The sequence below is a fragment of the Mucilaginibacter sp. 320_HR genome (genome assembly GCF_059691875.1).
This window is the reverse complement of record NZ_JCAWAI010000001.1, coordinates 304,585-325,257: the sequence shown is the minus strand read 5'-3', so window position 1 is coordinate 325,257 and position 20,673 is coordinate 304,585. Positions and strand designations below refer to the sequence as shown.

18 protein-coding genes and 1 tRNA gene are annotated in these 20,673 nt (G+C 44.7%); 10 read left to right on the top strand and 9 right to left on the bottom strand.

Translation table 11 applies throughout. From position 1 onward, the window contains the following. Positions 1-281: 281 nt before the first annotated feature. Positions 282-1,496 (bottom strand): hypothetical protein, encoded by a 1,215-nt coding sequence (locus AC59GT_RS01350; protein ID WP_497235968.1) that lies wholly within the window; start codon positions 1,494-1,496, stop codon positions 282-284. 128 nt (positions 1,497-1,624) lie between these two features. On the opposite strand from AC59GT_RS01350, the gene AC59GT_RS01345 reads away from it, so the two are divergent. Beyond that, positions 1,625-2,617, top strand: a complete 993-nt coding sequence (locus tag AC59GT_RS01345) for a hypothetical protein (protein WP_497235967.1) — start codon at positions 1,625-1,627, stop codon at positions 2,615-2,617. A 197-nt stretch (positions 2,618-2,814) separates the two neighbouring features. On the opposite strand, the gene AC59GT_RS01340 is transcribed toward AC59GT_RS01345, so the two are convergent. Further along, a tRNA-Val gene (locus AC59GT_RS01340) sits at positions 2,815-2,889 on the bottom strand. Between the two features lie 179 nt (positions 2,890-3,068). On the opposite strand from AC59GT_RS01340, the gene AC59GT_RS01335 reads away from it, so the two are divergent. From AC59GT_RS01335 to AC59GT_RS01315, 5 genes are all read left to right on the top strand, one after another. After that, on the top strand, positions 3,069-3,752 hold the full coding sequence (locus AC59GT_RS01335; protein WP_497235966.1) for a response regulator: 684 nt from the start codon (positions 3,069-3,071) through the stop codon (positions 3,750-3,752). A gap of 7 nt (positions 3,753-3,759) precedes the next feature. Beyond that, positions 3,760-5,139 carry a sensor histidine kinase gene (locus AC59GT_RS01330; RefSeq protein WP_497235965.1) on the top strand — a complete coding sequence of 460 codons (1,380 nt, stop codon included), beginning with the start codon at positions 3,760-3,762 and terminating at the stop codon, positions 5,137-5,139. A 75-nt stretch (positions 5,140-5,214) separates the two neighbouring features. Continuing rightward, positions 5,215-6,486, top strand: coding sequence for a TolC family protein (locus tag AC59GT_RS01325; RefSeq protein WP_497235964.1), 1,272 nt, complete (start codon positions 5,215-5,217; stop codon positions 6,484-6,486). A 21-nt stretch (positions 6,487-6,507) separates the two neighbouring features. Further along, positions 6,508-7,605 carry an efflux RND transporter periplasmic adaptor subunit gene (locus AC59GT_RS01320; protein ID WP_497235963.1) on the top strand — a complete coding sequence of 366 codons (1,098 nt, stop codon included), beginning with the start codon at positions 6,508-6,510 and terminating at the stop codon, positions 7,603-7,605. Positions 7,606-7,677: 72 nt separating this feature from the next. Further along, a complete protein-coding gene (locus tag AC59GT_RS01315) occupies positions 7,678-10,815 on the top strand; it encodes an efflux RND transporter permease subunit (protein WP_497235962.1) in 3,138 nt (1,045 codons plus the stop codon). Positions 10,816-10,992: 177 nt separating this feature from the next. Here AC59GT_RS01315 and AC59GT_RS01310 read toward each other — a convergent pair whose 3' ends face one another. The 4 genes from AC59GT_RS01310 to dcd all read right to left on the bottom strand — a co-directional run bounded on the left by AC59GT_RS01310 (position 10,993) and on the right by dcd (position 14,912). Beyond that, positions 10,993-11,499 (bottom strand): GNAT family N-acetyltransferase, encoded by a 507-nt coding sequence (locus AC59GT_RS01310; RefSeq protein ID WP_497235961.1) that lies wholly within the window; start codon positions 11,497-11,499, stop codon positions 10,993-10,995. A 12-nt stretch (positions 11,500-11,511) separates the two neighbouring features. Beyond that, complete coding sequence (locus tag AC59GT_RS01305; protein ID WP_117384852.1) at positions 11,512-11,793, bottom strand: ATP-dependent Clp protease adaptor ClpS; 282 nt, start codon at positions 11,791-11,793, stop codon at positions 11,512-11,514. A 63-nt stretch (positions 11,794-11,856) separates the two neighbouring features. Continuing rightward, entirely contained in the window at positions 11,857-14,313 is a 2,457-nt protein-coding gene (locus AC59GT_RS01300; RefSeq protein ID WP_497235960.1) for a carboxypeptidase regulatory-like domain-containing protein, read from the bottom strand. A 62-nt stretch (positions 14,314-14,375) separates the two neighbouring features. Beyond that, positions 14,376-14,912, bottom strand: coding sequence for a dCTP deaminase (gene dcd, locus AC59GT_RS01295; protein WP_497235959.1), 537 nt, complete (start codon positions 14,910-14,912; stop codon positions 14,376-14,378). Between the two features lie 365 nt (positions 14,913-15,277). On the opposite strand from dcd, the gene AC59GT_RS01290 reads away from it, so the two are divergent. The 4 genes from AC59GT_RS01290 to AC59GT_RS01275 are packed head-to-tail and all read left to right on the top strand — an operon-like array spanning position 15,278 to position 18,033. Further along, the gene (locus AC59GT_RS01290) at positions 15,278-15,916 is read left to right on the top strand and encodes a 4'-phosphopantetheinyl transferase family protein (protein ID WP_497235958.1); all 639 of its coding nucleotides are present in this window, start codon (positions 15,278-15,280) and stop codon (positions 15,914-15,916) included. Then, positions 15,913-16,647, top strand: a complete 735-nt coding sequence (gene lipB, locus AC59GT_RS01285; RefSeq protein ID WP_497235957.1) for a lipoyl(octanoyl) transferase LipB — start codon at positions 15,913-15,915, stop codon at positions 16,645-16,647. The genes AC59GT_RS01290 and lipB overlap by 4 nt, the downstream gene beginning before the upstream one ends. Then, entirely contained in the window at positions 16,644-17,351 is a 708-nt protein-coding gene (locus tag AC59GT_RS01280) for an SGNH/GDSL hydrolase family protein (protein WP_497235956.1), read from the top strand. Before lipB ends, AC59GT_RS01280 begins: the two co-directional genes overlap by 4 nt. A gap of 1 nt (position 17,352) precedes the next feature. Then, positions 17,353-18,033: an SGNH/GDSL hydrolase family protein gene (locus AC59GT_RS01275; protein WP_497235955.1), complete on the top strand. Its 681-nt coding sequence runs from the start codon at positions 17,353-17,355 to the stop codon at positions 18,031-18,033. Between the two features lie 7 nt (positions 18,034-18,040). Here the strand turns inward: AC59GT_RS01275 and AC59GT_RS01270 are convergent, their stop codons facing one another. The 3 genes from AC59GT_RS01270 to AC59GT_RS01260 form a co-directional block, all read right to left on the bottom strand. Next, positions 18,041-18,508: a pyrophosphohydrolase domain-containing protein gene (locus AC59GT_RS01270; RefSeq protein ID WP_497235954.1), complete on the bottom strand. Its 468-nt coding sequence runs from the start codon at positions 18,506-18,508 to the stop codon at positions 18,041-18,043. A gap of 60 nt (positions 18,509-18,568) precedes the next feature. After that, on the bottom strand, positions 18,569-19,129 hold the full coding sequence (locus AC59GT_RS01265; RefSeq protein ID WP_497235953.1) for a sugar O-acetyltransferase: 561 nt from the start codon (positions 19,127-19,129) through the stop codon (positions 18,569-18,571). 67 nt (positions 19,130-19,196) lie between these two features. Continuing rightward, the gene (locus AC59GT_RS01260) at positions 19,197-20,624 is read right to left on the bottom strand and encodes an L-serine ammonia-lyase (protein WP_497235952.1); all 1,428 of its coding nucleotides are present in this window, start codon (positions 20,622-20,624) and stop codon (positions 19,197-19,199) included. Between the last annotated feature and the right edge of the window lie 49 nt (positions 20,625-20,673).

The following is a 20,673-nucleotide window of genomic DNA, read 5'->3' as shown; positions in this document are numbered from 1 at the left end:
TACTTTGCAGCAGAGCAGGTATAGTTAAAGTGCTAAACTTTGGCTACAACAAACCGCTGCAGCAGTTTATGAAAAAGCTACCAGCTTTACTTTTGTTCTTAGCTATAACAGCACAATCAACCACATATAAAGTGACGCTGGACATGCAAACATGGCAGCCAGCAATACTAAGTGGGTCTTTGTATCGTACTTAACCAAAGCAGGCAAGGAAACAACGGGCTACATGCCGCTAACCGCTTTAAAAAAAGCGGACTAGATAGTGTCGTTTATACCGGAGTTGGCTATTCTGTACGCCCTAGCTGGTAATTGTGTACTATCTTACCGTCGTCTGATAACACCAACACCCCATGCACGTACTCTGCGTCTTCATCTTTGCGATAATCAACGGCGAAGCCCTTACTCCACTTGGTTGCCGAGTACAAGTTATACCGATCAGGCGGCAAGGCCCACTCCAACTTTCCTGTTTTTACATTAATTCGCTGGATGCTCACCGGCGGGTCGGAAGCGGCAGTAGTATTAACCACAATTAATAAGTTCTCGCCATCCTGATAAAGTATTTTCGGATTAAAATATTTTCTGCCAGGAGTGACATCCCGTTTTAGTATTTGCCCGGCTTGTTTAAAATATTTTACTTCAATTAACTGGTTTTGCTTTTGCTCGTCAGAGTAATCGCCCATGTAGTCGAATTCAAAGTAGTGTTCATTATACTTTTTCTTCCACAGTTCGTTAGCCTGCTCTTCCGTTTTAACCAAATCTTTTGTTTCGGGGAAGTAATAATAATTCACCCCCTCGTTGCTCATCACGCTGATCATAGGCTTGTAGTAATCAAAACTTACCCTCGCCACGCCAGAACTTAGTTGCGGAAAGCCCTTAAAAATGCTTTGAGTTACATCAATAAGCTGATTGTTCCTGGTATCAAGCTTTAACAAACTGGTATTGCACCCTTCAGCCAAAATCAGATGTGGCGAGTACGTTTTAAACGTTAGTAAACACCGGTCTTTTTGCTGCGCGTCATCGGCAATAACCCGGTCTGCTATTAACTTGCCATTTAAAGCGTTGTTAAACTGAACATGTAGCTCCTGCTCAGACTTATTGTTCCCTTTATCTATATAATCGGTCCCCAGGCGTAAATAAACAGGCTCACCGGTTACTGTATTGGTATACACAAAACTACTATAGTAAGACCGGGGTGGCTTATAGGAAGTACTGGTAATATATAAGTTAGTTTTTTTTGGCTGTACAACCATCGTGATAAGGTATACTGCCACAATAAGTAGAACTGCGCCTACCAGTATGTAAGCAGGTAGTTTAGAATTAACCGGCGGAGCAGAACTTACTCCTGTCGGCTGATAGCTATGACGAAAAATGTGCAAGTCATCACTATCCAAAAAATATTCTGTTCCACAGTTCTTGCAGACATAGAAATCGGGCTTGGTTTCTGTTTTGTCTGTGCTGCCGCAATGCGGGCACTGTATTGCTTTAATGTCTTTAGCCATAGCTAAGGGCTGAACATTTAAACCGGGTTTTAGGTTTGTTTCAGGATTACATATTGCACTTATACTTAAGTATTAATCAAACCGCATGCATGTTAGGCTGTTGACAATAACAACTCAACTTTAACACCATGTCATTAAAAAGCCTTTCGAAAACCCGCTGGAAAATAGAGCCTGATCGTGTAACTATATACCCTTACGGGGTATTTTATATATTCACTATTATAATTGCAGTAATTTTCACAGGGTTGTTGCTTCTCTATGTCAGCTCCCAAAATACTACTATAGCAGGGTCTTTACCATTTGTGCTAATGCTGCTGTTAATGGTGGTGTTGTTTTGGGGCTTTGCTTCTACGCATATCGAGTTCGACAATAAAATAGCTCGTATGCGTAAAATGCTGATGGGTATTATACCTACAACGTCTATCCCGTTTTCCGAGATACAAGGCATAAAGCCCGTAAGCAATATAGCAGGTGGCTATAATTACAGGTTGTTTAAAAAACAGACCATGTATGGTAAGGGTATAATTGTTTCTTCGGGTTATACAAAAAACGACGACCCGAATGCAATCGCCTTTGTAAATGAAGCAGTACCGTTGATACATAGCTACCTTGACCTGCACGATTCACCAGCTGATTTCCAGGCTGAGCCTCTTACATCTTACCGTTTCTTTGATCAGGAAGGCACCACATATAAATTAAAGACCAAAAAGATAGGTGCTATTATTTTCGGGTTATTCTTTTTGGTATGCGGCATTGCGCTGCTGAATGCCGGCACCAATGGTGTAATAGCAAAAGTATTTATAGTTGCAGTTACTCTTTTTCTTGCACTCATCTTCTTTAACGCCGCATTTACCCAAGTAACTTTCGACGCAGCAACACAAAGCATCACGCGGGTTGGTTTAGCAAAGTTTCTAAACCGCAGTTACCACTTCGGGGCATTTGCCGGTATCCAAACCGTGCGCAGATCTATAAACTTTGTATATGCAGGTACTGATATCAACATGTATTTTGAGGTCGCGGGCAAAAACGGCAAGCAAGACATAATGACGATCATGTCGCTCAGGAAAAGCACCGACATTGACCGTTTTATACGGGAGCTGCATCAGATGATGGAAATTTAGGGATTGTCTGGGTTCATCAGGTATGCTATAAAACCTCTGTAACGAATCACCTCTTCACATATTAAAAAAGCCTCGTATTTCTGTAAGGCTTTGTGGGAGCTGCCGATCGGACCAATGATTTGTCCCGATGTTAATCGGGATGCTCTGAAACTCGCAGTTAGGAAAACAAAAAAGCCTCACATTTCTGTGAGGCTTTGTGGGAGCTACTGGGTTCGAACCAGTGACCCTCTGCTTGTAAGGCAGATGCTCTGAACCAGCTGAGCTAAGCTCCCTTTGTTTTGGGACTGCAAATATAGAGTTTACAATTAATTCATCAAAAAAATATTTCAATTTATTTGTAACTCACATTAACTGAATTAAATAAAATTACGGCGCTGGATATTCCCTGTATAAAACTGCATTTTTGAAGTGCAGAAATTTATAGCTTACCTTTACAATTATATACCTAACAATGGCGCACGAACAAATATGCCTTGTAGAAGACGAGGACAAGGTTTCTTCGTTCATCAAAAAAGGATTACAGGAAAATGGCTACCTCGTTGATGTTTTTGCCGATGCGGCACACGCGCTGGCTGCCCTGATGGAACAAAGCTACAACGTAGTAATAATGGACGTGATGCTACCAGGTATAAGCGGAATAGATTTATGCAAGCAACTGCGGAAACACCGCCCATACCTGCCTGTACTGATGCTAAGTGCGCTGGACACTGTAGACGATAGGGTAAAGGGGCTGCATGCCGGGGCAGATGATTACCTGGTGAAACCGTTCCATTTTAACGAGCTGCTGGCACGCATAGAAGCACTATTGCGCAGGAACAACCTGCCTGCTGAGGAGGACCATATCTTAAGTTTTCATGGCCTTAAACTAAATACCTGGGACAAAACTGCCGAACGCGACGGCAAGCAAATTGCACTTACCGCAAAAGAATACAACTTGCTGGAGCTGTTCCTCCAAAACCCCAACAAATTACTTTCCCGCGATTTCATTCTTGAAAGGGTTTGGGGGATTAATTTTGATACGGGCACCAACACGGTAGACGTATACATGAACTATCTCCGTAACAAAATTCAAAAAGGGTTTGATCAAAAGCTTATTCACACTGTTATCGGTATGGGCTATATACTAAAAGCGTAGCGCAGAAATGAAGATTAAGAACCGCCTCTCGCTTTATTTTACGCTTATTAGCCTTGGCGCGTTGCTGGCCTGCCTTGCTGCGGTGTACATTGCGGTGCTTTCTTTTTCTACTGCCAATTTTTACAACCGGCTTACCGACCGTGTGGACCTTGCAGCAAAGCTTTACCTTAAAGCGGACGAGCTGGCGCCAAAAACTATCGAACTTGTACAGCATCAGTACCTGGCAAAGCTCCCCGATGAAGTGCTGAGGGTTTACGATGATAACAACCTTACTGCTTTTAAGGCTCAGCACAACGTGTATTGGCGCAGTGAGGTTATAGAACAGGTTCGGCGTGAGAAATACATAGAGTACGAAGATGGCAGGCGAAAAGTAGTAGGCAAATATTACCAGGATAACCAGGGAAACTTTGTAATACTGGCATCTGCTATTGATGATAATTCTCCGCGGCGAATGCGCAGGCTGGGCAACATATCAGTGCTCATGTTTACTATTTTTAGCGTTGTACTTTTTTTTGCCGGGCGGATGTTTGCACAGCGGGCGTTATCTCCGGTAAACAACGTCATCAACCAGGTGAGGCGCATAAGGGCTACCAACCTTCACCTGCGTGTAGAACAGGTGAAGAATCGTGATGAAATAGCCGAATTGATTGACAATGTGAATTTATTATTAGAGCACCTGGAGAATGCTTTCGAACTGCAGCAAACTTTTGTTGCTAACGCTTCTCACGAATTGCGCACACCGCTCACCAGCATAATGGGCGAGGTTGATGTTGCCCTTAGTAAGCCAAGAGATACCGAAGAATACCTGCGGGTGCTAAGTTCTATTGCGGCAGACGGCCGTCAATTGCAGGAGACCATTACCAGCCTTATGCAGTTAGCACAGGTAGAAGCGCATTATACCCGCGCAGCATTATCACCAGTCAGGCTTGATGAGCTGGTATGGGAGCTGGCAGACATATGGACCGATAAAAAAGGTGCGGGTAAATTAAAGGTAAACCTTGGCGCAATGCCTGAAGACGAGAATGCTTTAACAGTTGATGCTAACAAACAAATGCTCTTCATCGCCCTCAATAATATTGTAGATAACGCATTTAAATATTCCGGAGATAAGCCTGTAACGCTAAACTTTACAGCGAATGGCGAAATACTCAAACTAGAGGTGTCTGACGAGGGTAATGGCATTGCACCTGAAGACGCAAACAACATCTTTAAGCCTTTTTACAGGGGAAGTGCAGATCGTGCAATTAACGGTAGTGGCATTGGTTTATACATCACCAGCAAAATTGTTAGCCTGTTTAAAGGCACAATACAGTTAACGCCAAATACCCCGTCAGGAAGTACTTTTACCATCAATTTTCTACGATCTTCTGCCGGTAAAGAATTCTAATCTGCTTTTAATCTGGTTCTAATTCGCTTCTAATACCGCTACTATAGTTTTGGTGCTGTAAATACTATTGCACTCATGACGAAGTTAACCCGCCTTTTATCGCTGTTATTGTTAATGGCAGCTGTGAGCATCTCAAAGGCAAATGCTCAAACAGATACCCTCAGGCTTACTTTTAAAGACGCCGAGCAAATGTTTATGGCCAATAACCTCCAATTGCTCGCGCAAAAATATAATGTAGATGCTTCAAAAGCTTTAATACAGCAGGCCAGGCTGTGGGACAATCCTGTGTTGAGTACCGACCAGAACATTACCGATGCTACCCACAAATTTTTTGACCACAGCGGCACAAACGGCCAGATACTGGTGCAGCTAAGCCAGGTAATAAAAACAGCAGGCAAGCGCGGCAAGCAAATACAAATAGCAACCGACGACGCCAAAATACAACAAGCCCAGTTTGACGACCTTTTGCGTAACCTGCACTACAATCTCCTGCTGGACCTTGCCCAGATCGCAAGCCTGAACGATCAGCGAAAGGTGTACCAGTTGGAAATTGCATCAGCCGCGCGTATAGTGGAAGCTACGGATAAAGCCTACCAGGCAGGTAATAACTCCCTTAAAGATGTAGTACGTTTAAAAGCTTTATTGTTTGGCTTACGAAACGATCTGGTTGCAATAGACAGCCAATTGAATAGCCTGCAAAGCGAATTGAAAACCCTGCTGGTAGTAGATGCAGATAAATTTATACTACCCCAGATAACATATAATACCCCTGATGCGGTTTTGAACGCGGCTCTGCTTGCTGAGCAGGCCCGTACAAGCCGTGCTGACTACCTTGCAGATCGTTATCTGCTTGATCAAAACAACCATAACCTTGCATTGCAAAAAGCACTTGCCGTACCTGATGTTACTATTGGTGGAACTTACGACCAAAACAGCAGTTACGCCCGTAACTATGTTGGGCTTGAGATAAGCTTACCATTGCCCTTCTTTAACCGTAATCAGGGAAATATCAAATCCGCAAGGCTAAATGTATTGGGGCAGGAAGCAACTGTAAAGAACAGCGAATTGCAATTAAAGAATGATGTGTACTCGGCGGTACAGCAGTACAACATCAGTAAAGAATTGCTGGGTAACCAGGAAACTGACTTCTATAACAAATACGATCAAATTTACAGGGGCATGTTCAAGGCTTTTCAGCAGCGCCAAATTAGCCTGCAGGAATTTGTAGACTTTTTTGATTCCTACCGGGAAACCAAACTAAAAATACTTCAACAACAGCTTAACCTGCAGAAAGCCATTGCCGATGTTAATTACGCAGTAGGCTCAACAGTAATTAATCCGCTATAACTCACTTACAAAAACTAACAAATGAAAAATAGCATCATATATATAATTGCTGCTGCCACACTGGGGCTTGCAGCCTGCCAGCACGAAAAAAGCGGCACTATGGAAACCAAGCAGGTATGCATTAGTGATTCGCTTGCCAAGATGGTGAAGATAGACACTGCAAAAACCACACAAATGAAGGATGAGCTTTCCTTATCTGGCGAGGTGTCGTTTGATGAGAACAAGGTAGTTAAGGTATTTCCGTTTACCAGCGGGCAGGTGCTTGATGTAAAAGTATCATTGGGAGACAAGGTATCCCGCGGACAAGTGCTTGCCGTTATTCGCAGTGCTGATGTGGCTGGAAACTACACTGACCTGACCTCTACCCGGGCCGACCTTGCCATCAGCAAACGCCAGCTTGAACAAGCCGAATACCTGTACAAAAATGGCATATCAAGCGAACGCGATTACACCGAAGCTAAAGAAAACTATAACAAAGCACTTGCATCTAACAGCAAAGTACGCGACCAGATAACTATTAACGGCGGTGGTAACACCAACGCCAGCGGAACGCTTGTTCTTAAGGCACCTGGCGACGGCTACATAGTAGAAAAGAACATTGCTGCAGGCAACTTTATTCGTCCGGATAATAACAACAGCTTGTTTACCATCTCTGATATGAAAGATGTATGGATCTGGGCCAATGTATTTGAAAGCGATATAGCGAAGGTAAAATTGGGTTACGATGCTAAAATAACTACCCTGGCGTATCCCGACAAAGCCTTTACAGGTAAGGTAGACCAGGTAGGATCGGTACTTGACCCGGACAGCAAAGTAATGAAAGTACGTATAGCGCTGAGCAATCCCGGCATGCTTTTAAAACCGGAGATGTTTACTAATGTGCTAATCACCAATAAGGAAGCAAACAGTTCAGTTTCCATACCTGCATCGTCAGTAATATTTGACAGCAGTAAAAACTTTGTAGTTGTGTATAACAGCAAATGCGACCTGCAGGTACGCGAAGTTAACGTAATAAAAACCGTTGACGACATCACCTATATAGCTGCAGGACTGAAACCCGGTGATAAGGTAATATCAAAAAGTCAGCTCTTGCTTTATAACGCATTAACGGAAGACTAACTCCTGCAGCCCCACATTGCTCACACAAACATCTCCTTAAAAGAGGACACGTGCTATAGAACTATCAAAATCATGGATAAGCTAATTAAAAACATAATATATTTCTCGCTTAGGCACCGGGCAATGGTATTCTTCCTTACCGCTGTACTTGCCGTACTTGGAGTATGGAGCTATCTCAACACTCCCATAGAAACCTTCCCGGATGTTACAAACACCCAGATAATTGTTATAGCGCAATGGCCCGGCCGAAGCGCAGAAGAAGTAGAAAAGATGATAACCGTACCGATGGAAACGGTTTTAAACTCGGTACAAAAAAAGGTAAACCTGCGCACAACATCATCATTCGGCCTTTCATACGTGCGTATCATTTTTGATGATGATGTAGACGATTCTTTTGCACGCCAGCAGGTGTTAAGCCGTTTGCAAAACGTAGACCTGCCTGAAGGCGTTAAGCCCGAAATGGAACCGCCCTATGGCCCTACCGGCGAAATTTACCGCTATACGCTCAAAAGCCGGACAAAAACCCTGCATGAGCTCACCGCCATCCAGGACTGGGTGCTGGATCGTCAATTTAAATCTATTGACGGTGTTGCAGATGTTAACAGCTTTGGCGGCGAGGAAAAAACCTATGAAGTGAGTGTAAACCCATCTTTACTGCAAAAATACGGCCTCACGTCGCTGGATGTATTTAACGCCATTAACCGCAGCAACATAAACGTTGGCGGGGATGTGATTGAAAAGAATGATCAGGCTTTTGTAGTGCGCGGCATTGGCTTAATAAACAACATTAGCGAGATAGAAAACATCATCATAAAAAATGTCAATAATGTGCCCGTTCTTGCAAAAAACATTGCTGATGTTAAAGAGAGCGGTTTACCAAGACTGGGGCAGGTTGGCCGAGACCGGAATAACGATGTTATAGAAGGCATTATTGTTATGCGAAAGGGTGAAAACCCGGCTGAGGTGTTAACCAGAATCCGCGAAAAAGTAGCCGACCTTAATAACAATGTGTTGCCGAAAGACGTGAAAATAGACACCTTTTACGACCGAACCAACCTTATAGATTTTTGTACCGAAACCGTTATACATAATTTACTTGAAGGTATAATATTGGTTACGGTTATTGTATTCCTGTTCATGGCCGACTGGCGCACGACACTTACGGTTGCTATAATTATCCCCCTTGCGCTGCTTTTCGCCTTCATGTGTATGCGTATAAAGGGCATGACGGCTAATCTCCTTTCGATGGGAGCGGTTGACTTCGGGATTATAATAGATGGTGCCGTGGTAATGGTGGAGGGCGTTTTTGTAGCGCTTGACCATCGGGCAAAGGAAGTAGGCATGCAAAAATTTAACGGCCTGGCAAAATTAGGCTTGTTTAAGAACGTGGGCGCCGAAATGGGTAAAGCTATATTCTTCTCCAAGCTAATTATAATCACGTGCCTGATCCCAATTTTTGCCTTTCAAAAGGTAGAAGGCAAGATGTTCTCACCGCTGGCCTATACCTTAGGGTTTGCTTTACTGGGGGCATTACTGTTCACGCTTACACTAGTACCTGCGCTTGCCAGCATTTTACTAAAAAAGAATGTACGTGAGAAGCATAACCCGGTAGTGCTGTTTTTTGAAAACGGCATTCGCAAAATGTTTGCCTTTACCTATCGCAATCAAAAGCTAAGCCTGATAGTAGCATTCAGCTTTATGGCAGTAACCTTCTTTTCGGCAAAGTTTTTAGGTACAGAATTTCTTCCGCAGCTAAATGAAGGTGCGCTTTGGGTTACTGCGCAACTGCCAATGAGCACCTCATTGGAAAGCTCGGTAGCCGTTACAAACAAAATGCGCCAGGTTTTATCAACCTTTCCGGAAGTTAAGCAAACCCTTTCACAGGTAGGGCGTACAAACGATGGCACAGACCCTAAAGGCTTTTTTAATGTGCAGATACAGGTGGACCTTTTACCTAAAGATAAATGGAAACGAAAGATATCACAGGAGGAACTTATTGCCGAAATTGATAAAAAACTGAGCCAGTTCCCTGGTATAATATTTAACTACTCGCAGCCTATTATAGACAACGTTGCAGAGGCTGTCGCGGGTGTGCCGGCATCAATGGCGGTTAAAATATTTGGACCGGACTTTACAGTGCTTGATCAAAAGGCGGACTCCGTGATGGCAACCCTCAAGAATATAAAAGGTGTTGAAGATTTGGGTATTTTAAAGAACCTCGGCCAGCCAGAATTCAGGATAGAGCTGGATCAGCAAAAGATGGCCTTGTACGGGGTATCTACAGCGGATGCTAATGCCACTATAGAGATGGCAATTGGTGGCAAAGCAGCCACTCAGCTTTACGAAGGCGAACGTAAATTCGACATCCGGATACGTTACCAAAAACAGTATCGTGACACTCAGGACAAAATAGAAAACCTGATGGTACCAACACTTAACGGATCAAAAATTTCGATTAAAGAAATTGCTACCATTACCACGCAAACAGGTCCCGCGTTTATATACCGTGACAACAACACGCGCTATATAGCTGTAAAATTCTCTGTACGGGGCCGCGACCTTGGCAGCACCATTGCCGAAGCACAGCAGAAAGTGAATCAGCGTGTGAAATTAGGCAGGGGTTATTCTTTCACCTGGAACGGAGAGTTTGAAAACCAGATACGCGCATCAAATACCCTTGCACACGTGGTACCTATCTGCTTGCTCGTCATCTTCCTTATCCTTTACATAACCTTTGGCAATGCCAAGGATGCAGGTTTGGTGATCATGAACGTACCGTTTGCACTTATAGGTGGTATACTGGCATTGCATGTCACCGGCATAAACTTTAGCATATCAGCAGGCATTGGCTTTATTGCCCTCTTTGGGGTTTGTATTCAAAATGGCGTTATTCTAATTTCGGTGTTCCGCAAGAACCTGCAGGAAGGCATGCAACTTGATGAAGCAGTTCTCAGCGGCGTAGTGTCGCGCGTACGCCCTGTGGTTATGACAGCGTTAATGGCGGCAATCGGGTTAATGCCGGCGGCTATATCTACGGGTATCGGTTCCGAAACGCAAAAGCCATTAGCCATAGTAGTAATCGGCGGGCTTATTACTTCCAGTGTACTTACGCTGCTTATTCTTCCTATTATTTATTCCGTAGTTTACAGGTTCCTTCATAAACGGGAGAACCGAAAACTACTAAAGAAAATAGGCGCCATAAACGCCTAGTTCTAGATAGTGTTAATGTGGGAGGGTGGCACAGCAATGTGCCGCCCTTTATTATTGAGCTTTATTCACTAATGTATATTATTGCATGTTGAGATGAGCCTATCCTTCTTTTTGCGTGCCCAAAGTTGGTATTTCCAATAAGCAATCCACTTTGAAATCCGAAGTTGATTTCAGTCATCAACTGGTAAAATACAGAACTTCATCAGTACTACCGGGCGATACAATATCAGGCTGTTGCGTAAACCCAAGCTTCAGTAAAACATTTACAGATCTTGTGTTACCAGGTGTAACAATTGCGCAAAGTGACGGAATCTTCAATACCGAAACAGCATGCCTATAAGCAGCCAAAGTCATTTCATGCGCATAGCCTTGGCCATAAGCATCGGGCATTAAAGCATACCCAATGTCTGGCGTCGGTAAAGTGTCCCGTTTTATAATGCCGCACAAACCAATAGGGCTAGAAGTTGCTGTAAGGCTCACCAGCCACAGGCCATAGCCGTTTTCAAGATAACTTTTCACTGGGCCGTTTAGGATGTAGCGCTCAGCATCGCTGATAGAACGGACACCTTTGTCGCCAATATACTTGAGCCAGCCCGGTGAGTTAAACAGGTCTACAATAAAGGGAGCGTCTGCTAAGGTAAGCTCGCTTAAGGTTAAACGTTCGGTTTGGAGGATAATAGCCACTTTAAGGGTGCGTTAATCTACACTTACAGTTAAGCCTTCCTGCTGGAGTATTTTACGATAGATCTCCATCTCGGTAAATGAGCCTTCGAGTACAGCACATTTACCATCATTATGAACCTTCCACGCGATCTTTTCGGCCTGCGGCTCCGAATAGTCCAGGTACTTCATCATGCAATGAATAACGTGGTCAAATGTATTATGGTCATCGTTCCACAAAATAAGGCGGTGCATCTCTTTCAGCCCGGCCAATACCTCTTCTAGCGTGAAGGTCTCTTCCTGTACTTCGGTTGGCATATCTACAGCAAATTTACTCAAAAAAGCGTAAGTGAAACAGATAAAATCCTCGCCAGCATCAAATTATTCAACATTATACCTGTATACCTGCCTGCCAATATTACCTTCGCTATCAATACCTTCAATTACCACACGGTATTTACCCCTGCTACCCGCATTAAAGTATTCAAAGGCGGCCTTCCCGTCAGCACTGGTTGTTACGTTAGGATTCCAGTAAATAGTGCTGCGCAGGTCTGCAAGTTGTTTGTTCTCTTTAGGTGCGTCATACCTGGGTGAGTAAAAGGTACGTGCTTTGTAATATCCTTTAGGGTAAAAAGCCTTTATGCCCCTCCCGGTTATCGGCCCGGCGTAAGTCTCAGGCTCGTCGCCTCGCTTTGTAGTAATTACAATAACACCATTTGCCGCTCTGCCTCCGTAAATACCGGCAGTGCCGGCATTTCGCAGCACTTCTATACCAGCCACATCATTTATATTGATGGTGTTGATGAAATCGCCTTGTACATACATGCCATCTAGTATCACTTGCATTGGGCGATAACCACGCGTTGAATATGGGATGCCATTCCTGAATATCACGCCTAGCAGACGACCCTGCAGGCAGTCTGCCAGGTAAACGCAGCCGTAATTACGCATATCACGTGCAAGCAGCACCTGGTCGGCATTGCCCGGGCCATTAAGGTTTGCGGAATGCTTAAGTGCCTGCTTCTTTTCCCGAATAATTACCTCCTGCAATGGGATAACATGGTTGCCAACATTATACTGCCGTTGCGCAGCATACAACGCTTTTGCACTTTGGCTATAAACCGTTAGCTCGTTATGTATATCTGCCGAGAGGTCCGGGGCGTTTTTACCTGTACTTTTCGAAAGAGGGGCTATTGAGTCCAGACGAATTACTACATCGCGCTTATTTTTAGCGTTGCGTGCCTGTACTATTAAGCGCAGGCTATCATCAAAAGCCAGGTTGTTAAAAGAAAACCGTCCGTTTGCGTCAGTCAGGGTATCCAGCGTATAGTCTATATTATCTATATCAATAACTTCAACTTTACCGCCTGCTACAGGTTTACCGTCGGGACTGGTAATAGTACCGGATATTTGTAAAGCCTTCTCCAAGTTATAAGTATCCTGCTGCGAATTGCCGTTTATAACTTCCTTCCAATCGAACCGGTGATAACCTTGTGTTAGCATCAGCAGGTCCAAGTCAGCCCGAACTTTATCTGTTTGGCTATTGAAATAGTACGCCGGCTGTTCCACATAGCCGCGCAGGTCTGATGTAAGTAAAAGGCTAGCCAAAATGTTATTATCCGTATTTTCGTTTACCGGTACCTTACTCTCGTCAATTACGGATACTGAAAAGTTGCTCGCTACAGGTTTTCCGTCGTTGGTAGCTGTTACCCCTATTTTCACCTTTTGCCTTGGTGAATAGCTGTTACTTGCAGCAAAAGTCAACGCCAATTTGTTATTGTTTATAAACACCAGCCTTTCGTTTAACGGCTCGCCGCCCGCCGTAAACAGTGTAAACTGCGCAATACCAGAGGGGAACTTCTCTTTGCTTATTGTGGTTGTGAATGCTGTACTACCCGGCTTACCTGTTGAAGAAAAATATACCCTGCCACCACTTTGCCCAACTAAAGTAAGCGAAGGGGCTGATGCACTATTCATTATTGTGCGCGATGCCAAAACATTGACACTTATGTCCGTGCCATTATCGGTAACGGTCATTACATAACCCCGGTCTTGCACCTTCGGAAGCGGCACGTTCATTTGCGTACCATCGCTCGTAGTAATCCTGGCCACGTAGCTGACACCGGCTACAGGTGTAAGGTTAAACTTACCCATGCCCAGATGTGTACTGTTGAATGACGCTACCTGCTTGCCCTGTCCATCCACAACAACGCCATGCACATCTGCACCCAAGCCATTTGACCCCACGGCTTTAAACGCCACCTGGGATGGGAGACCATTTACCAGGTAACCGCTCTCCGGAAAGAATTGCACGTCGGGTTTAACTGATTGCCTGCTGGCTGAACCCGCAGCAACAGTTATGTTTCCTGAAGGACCTTTAGAAGCCATTCCACTCAGGATAGTAAATGCATGGTCGAAGAAGTACTCGTTGCCGGCATTGCGCATATAATTGGTATACGCCCGAATGTGATAGTTACCGCCTCGCAGAGTATCAGGCAGGGCAAAGTCACCGGCAGCAACACCGTTCGCAAGCTGCAACTTTATCGATTGCTTGGTAACATTACCAGCGTCCAGCAGGTCAACATTCACTACACCACTCAGGGTCGTTAGCCGGTGATCCGGCCCGGCAACTACGTACGCCTTGAACCAGATATCGTCGCCCGCTGCGTAGTAGGGTTTATCAAACTGAAGGTATACTTTTTCTACCGGGTGGGCAGAAACCCACCTGTCCAATTGCTGGCGAATGCGGTCTATTGGATCCTCAACAGATGCGAAACTGTATATGATAAGCAGTGCCGCGATTGCCGCAATGCCTGCAAGAAAACGTCTGTAATTCATAATTGTATAAGCGCGTTGTATTTAACGTCAAATACCTGCACTACTTATACATACAGTGCGTTTTAAAACTTGTTTTTCCACATCATGCTTTCCACCGGGCGCGTAGTTGGCTTGTTGTATTTAGCGTTGCTTTTGGTGTTATATAAGGTCTCTATCTCCCCTTCTACCACAAAGTAAATTAGCTGGCCTATCGGCATACCGGGGTATACTTTAACGGGCTGCGTGCAGGATATCTCCAAAGTCCAGGTGTTGCAGAAACCTACGTCACCCTTACCGGCTGTAGCGTGTATATCAATCCCAAGCCTTCCCGTGCTGGACTTTCCTTCCAAAAAAGGGACATGGCCGTGGGTTTCGGTATATTCTACCGTTACGCCTAAATAAAGGGTATTTGGCTGTAGCACAAAACCTTCTTTAGGTATCTCAAAATTTATGATCTCGTTGTGCAGTTTTGCATCCAATACGCGGTCTTTGTAGGTGGCAAGATGCTTGCCTAAATGCACATCGTAAGAGTTGGTGCCGAGGTGCTCGCGGTTAAAGGGCTCTATTATAATACTTCCCTTTTCTATTTCTTCGAGGATGCGCTTGTCTGACAGGATCATTATGGCTATTTATTGAGGTGCTAAAAATAGCGCTAATTGCCATTGCAGGCAATTTTTGTTCTGCACATTTAGCTAACAAGTTTTGTCCCAATAGTAGTCTGACAGATGTTGACCAGGAGCTATCTTACAACGTTTTGCGTCTGCATTGCACTACCGTGTATCTGGAGTTTACGGCAGCTTTCGCTGAGCGCCACAGCTATAAGTATTACAGCGGCTATGTATATTTTTTTCATTGTGATGATATAAAGTGTTTGGTACCGATATGACGTATACGTACGATGATTTGTTACACCCGGAGCTGAACGGATAACGAAATATTATATTTGTTTGATACAAGTTTGTTTAGCTTTTTGCACTTTTACTTCATGGCTATTGCGTACCGGCACCAGGTAGATGATGATACAGAATTTGCTTTATGGCGGATAGAAGAAGGTGCCGACGAGCTATACAAACAGCTGCAGCTGGACGACGACGAGAAGGCCTTTACTAAACAGCTAAGCGCAAGCAAGCGCTACCTGCATTGGCTGGGCACCCGCGTACTGCTTCGCAAGATGTTGAAAACGGATGAATACATTGACTGCAAGGTGGACGCGCACGGCAAACCTTACCTGGTCACACTGCCTTACCATATATCGTTAAGCCACTCTTTTGATTACGCTGCTGTAATGATCAGCAAAACAAGTCCGGTAGGTATTGACATTGAGCAAATAAAGCAGAAGGTAGAGCGCATTGCCAATAAATTCATGAACCAGGATGAACTTGCCGGCATTAACGAACGCACAAAAATACAACAGCTTTATGTAGCCTGGTGCGCTAAGGAGGCCGTTTACAAGTGCCATGGACAAAAGGAAGTATCTTTTCTGGACAATATTACTCTAAAGCCCTTCGCTTACGAAGGGCACGGCATTGTGGATGTAAGCCTTGCCAAGGCTGATACACGTATTGACTACGAGGTAAACTACCTGCAGTACGATGATTATATGATTGGATACGTAAAGGGATGAGCAGGAAGAATAAACAAGTTATATTACAAGATTGGGGCCTCACCGACTATAAAGAAGCCTGGGAACGGCAGGAAGCTATTTTCGGCGAAACCGTAAAGTTGAAAACAGAGTTACGCAACCGGCAAGTACTGACAGGAACAGGAGAAGAACAGGCCGAAGAGCCGCTTACGCCTAATTACCTTATTTTTGTAGAGCATCCTCACGTGTATACGCTAGGCAAAAGTGGCAAGCCAGAACACCTGCTATTAGACGCAGATGGATTAAAGGAGAAAAACGCGGCATACTACCCTATTAACCGCGGTGGCGATATTACTTATCACGGCCCGGGGCAGTTGGTAAGCTACCCGATACTTGACCTTGACAATTTCTTCACTGATATACACTTGTATTTACGTACTCTTGAAGAAGCCGTGATCCTCACCCTTGCAGACTACGAATTGCAGGCTGGCCGATATGCCGGCTATACTGGTGTATGGTTTGATGCGGATAACGAGAAGGCCCGAAAGATCTGCGCAATGGGTGTACGTTGTAGCCGTTGGGTTACCATGCATGGTTTGGCGTTGAATGTTAATCCTGACCTAAATTATTTTAAGAACATTGTGCCCTGCGGGATAGACGACAAGAACGTAACGAGCATGCAGCAGGAACTAGGCCGTGAAGTAAACATAAAAGAAGTTCAGGAAATCCTTACCAGACATATTTCCGTATTGTTTGGTATGGAGATCATATGAAAGCATTAGCCTTATTGGCCTTGATAATTGGCATCACCGCGTGCGGAAAATCCCCTTCACCGTTAATAAATACTCAAGCTACAACTATGCCCGGCAAACAACCCTTAACCTACCTGGCACTCGGTGACAGCTACACCATTGGCGAAGCTGTTGATCTGAAGCAGAATTTCCCAAACCAACTTGCTACGCAACTAACGGCTGCAGGATACCCCACCGATGCGCCTGCCATTATTGCACGTACAGGCTGGACCACCGGTGAACTTATTAGCGCTATTGAAGCAGGCAATACAAAGGGCAAAACATATGATGTTGTAACCTTACTTATAGGCGTGAACAACCAATACCGTGGCTACAGCAAGGATGCATACCGTACTGAGTTTGTACAACTCTTACAAACGGCAATTAATTACGCTGGCGGTAACAAGGCGCATGTTTTTGTATTATCCATTCCCGACTGGGGCGTAACACCTTTTGCAAATAGCCGCGACCGGCATCAGATTGCGCAGGAAATAGACGAGTTCAATACTATCAACGTTTCAGAGACCTTAAGAGCCGGCGTAAATTATACAAATATTACCCCTATTTCTAAGAAGGCAGCGACAGATGCTAACCTTACCGCCAATGACGGATTACATCCCTCTGCAGCAATGTACAGCCTGTGGGTAGAGCAACTGCTACCTGCTGTTAAAAGCGCTCTGCGGTAATATGAACAGGGTATTGCTGTGGCTAGTTCTGATAATTGCCGGCAAAACAGTAATGGCTCAGCAACCAGCATCCGTAACCGACTCCCTTAGCTATTTGGCGATGGGCGACTCATATACCATTGGTCGGCTAATGCCATCTGCACAAACTTTCCCGTTCCTGTTAGCAGCTAAATTAAACAGCAAAGGCGTTAAAACATTAAAGCCTGTTGTGTTAGCACAAAACGGATGGCGCACGGATGAACTGCTTAAGGCTCTTGGAGATACCGCCGTTAAACGCGATTACAATTTTGTAACTTTGGTGATAGGCGTAAACAATCAATACCAGAAAAAGCCAATTGAAGTTTATCGTACAGAATTTAAGCAAATTTTAGATTCAGCTATTACGTACGCCAAGGGCAACGCAAAACACGTCATCGTTCTTTCCATACCTGATTGGGGCGCCACCCCGTTTGCAACCGGTCGTAATCCACCTAAAATTGCGGCTGAGATTGACGCCTATAACGACATAAATAAAGAACTCACCAAAATAGCCGGTGCCAATTACATTAACATTACCAGCCCTACACGAGATGTCGCCGACAGCCAGGATATCTACGCGCCGGATAAGCTGCACTACTCAGGAAAGATGTACGGGTGGTGGGCAGACAAGGCTGCTGCCATAGTTAAAAAGATGATTAATTGACAGCTGGTTAAAGCAATATTCCGCCCAAATCTGCAGGAGAATAGTTGATAGACTTTAATGTTTTGTTGTCGTTAGTGCGATAAATCAGATACAGGCCGTCTTCTTCTTTATGGTGAGATTCGCTGCCATCCTTAGCTTTGTAATGAGCAATGGTTTGTTCAGCCTCTTCTATGGTTTTGCACGCCTTACTCATGTTTGAACGATGAACCTCGTCAAACAACTCCTTAAACTTCTCCCCCAAACCAAACTCAAGTATAGCACCTGCAAGCACGTATTGTATATCGCACAAAGCATCGGCAATCTCCACCAGGTTGTTATCTGCAATTGCCTCCTGTAATTCTTTCACTTCTTCGGCCAGCAAAGATACCCGTAGTGCGCAGCGCTCTTTAGAAGGAATAGCGGGGCTATCAACCACCGGATGTTTAAATGTTCTGTGAAATTCGGCTACCTGGTTCAAAGCGTTTGGCTCTTGCATGGCGTTTTTGTTTAGTGCGGAAAGTTAGGAAAATGAGATGTTTTGCAAGGCTTAATTTTATCAACAGGTTTTAATCACCTTGCACGGATTACCTGCCGCAAATACATTATCCGGGATGTCTTTCGTAACTACGCTGCCTGCTCCTATTGTGGTGTTATTGCCAATGGTAACACCCGGGCAAATAATTGCTCCGCCACCTATCCACACGTTGTTGCCAATGGTTATAGGTTTAGCTAGTTCAGGACCTTTAATGCGTTCGCTTGCCTGTAGCGGATGAAAAGCTGTATAAATCTGTACACATGGTCCGGCCATAAAGTTATCTCCTATAGTAACCATTGCACAATCCAGTATCACGCAGTTGAAGTTCATGAAAAAGTTTTCGCCAACCTGTATATGGGTGCCGTAATCGCAATAGAATGGCGGCTGTATATCTAATGTGCTGCACTTTCCAAGCAATTGCTCTAAAACCTCGTTACGAGCCTCTAACGGCTCAGCAATCATCTGGTTGTATTTGCTCATCAGCATCCGGGCACGGCTGCGCATATCAACAAGCTGCTGATCGCCTGCCACGTACAGTTCACCGTCGAGCATTTTTTGAAGTTCGGTTTTTGGTTGGCCCATAGGATGTGGTGTTATATTAAGCTATTAATATTGTAGAAGCAACAATTCTCTGGTTTATACTTTAGAATTAACACTCCGGCAAACTGATAGGGATATTTATAGCAAGTCCGCCGTCGCTGGTTTCTTTGTATTTGGAGTTCATGTCCAACGCCGTTTGCCACATGGTACGTACAACGGCATCGAGGCTAACTTTAGCTTTGTCCGGGTTACTTTGCAATGCAAGCTGACTTGCAGTAATTGCCTTTATAGCACCCATGGTATTCCGTTCTATACAAGGTACCTGTACCAACCCGCCAATCGGATCGCATGTCATACCCAGGTGGTGCTCCATAGCAATTTCGGCAGCCATTAAAACCTGGCGCTGGCTACCGCCAAGAACTTCGGTAAGTGCCGCAGCTGCCATAGCCGAGGATACGCCAATTTCTGCCTGGCACCCGCCCATAGCAGCAGATATGGTAGCGCCCTTTTTAAATATACTGCCTACTTCAGAAGCAGTACAAAGGAACTGTATAATACGCTCCTCATCAAAGCCGTCGCAAAAACAAATAAAGTATTGCAGTACTGCCGGGATCACCCCTGCAGCACCGTTAGTAGGCGCGGTAACTACCCGGCCAAAGGAAGCATTCTCTTCATTTACTGCAAGGGCAAAACAGCTTACCCAATCTAATATGCTTTGGAAACTGTTGCCCGTTTGGCGTATAGCGGCAACCCAGCCGGCATAGTCGTTATAACTTCTGCCGTTTATAAGGCGTTTGTTTAATGCAGATGCACGGCGCGCAACGTTAAGGCCGCCCGGCAGATTGCCGGTGGTATGACAACCGCGGTACATGCATTCCTGCATTACCTTAAATATATTCAGTATTCCGTATCTGGTTTCTGCTTCCGGTCGCCAGGCCAGTTCGTTCTCCTGTACTACTTCAGATATTTTTAGCCCTGTTTTAAGGCACCAGTGCAGCAGGTCACCTGCGGTGTCAACAGGAAACGGCAAGTCAACTTCTGCACGTTGTTGTGTTTGGCCGCCTTCCTTAACCACAAAGCCGCCACCTATAGAGTAAAACGTGGCAGTAATTGCTTTACCCGTACTTAGAAATGCCTGGAAGGTAACCGCGTTAGGGTGATAAGGCAGGCTCTCTGTAAACAAAAAGATCATGTCGTCATCATAATGAAAACTGATCAATTTTTTACCGGCCAGCAGCAAAGTATGGCTGAAATTTATCCCGTCTATCTTGCTATCTATTTTATCCACTGCAAATGTTACGGGGTCATCTCCGCTAAGCCCCAGCAAAATGGCAATATCAGTACCGTGCCCTTTCCCTGTTTTGGCAAGAGAACCATAAAGCAGCACCTTAATCTCCACAACGGCAGATAAGGCATCCTGCTGTTCTATTATGTGCAGAAATTGCTGGGCAGCACGCCATGGGCCAAGCGTATGCGAGCTTGACGGGCCGATGCCAATCTTAAACATATCGAAAACGGAAATCTGCTCTCTTTGCATTTGTGCAAAACTACTGATACTAACAGAATATTTTTTTGATTAGTATGTA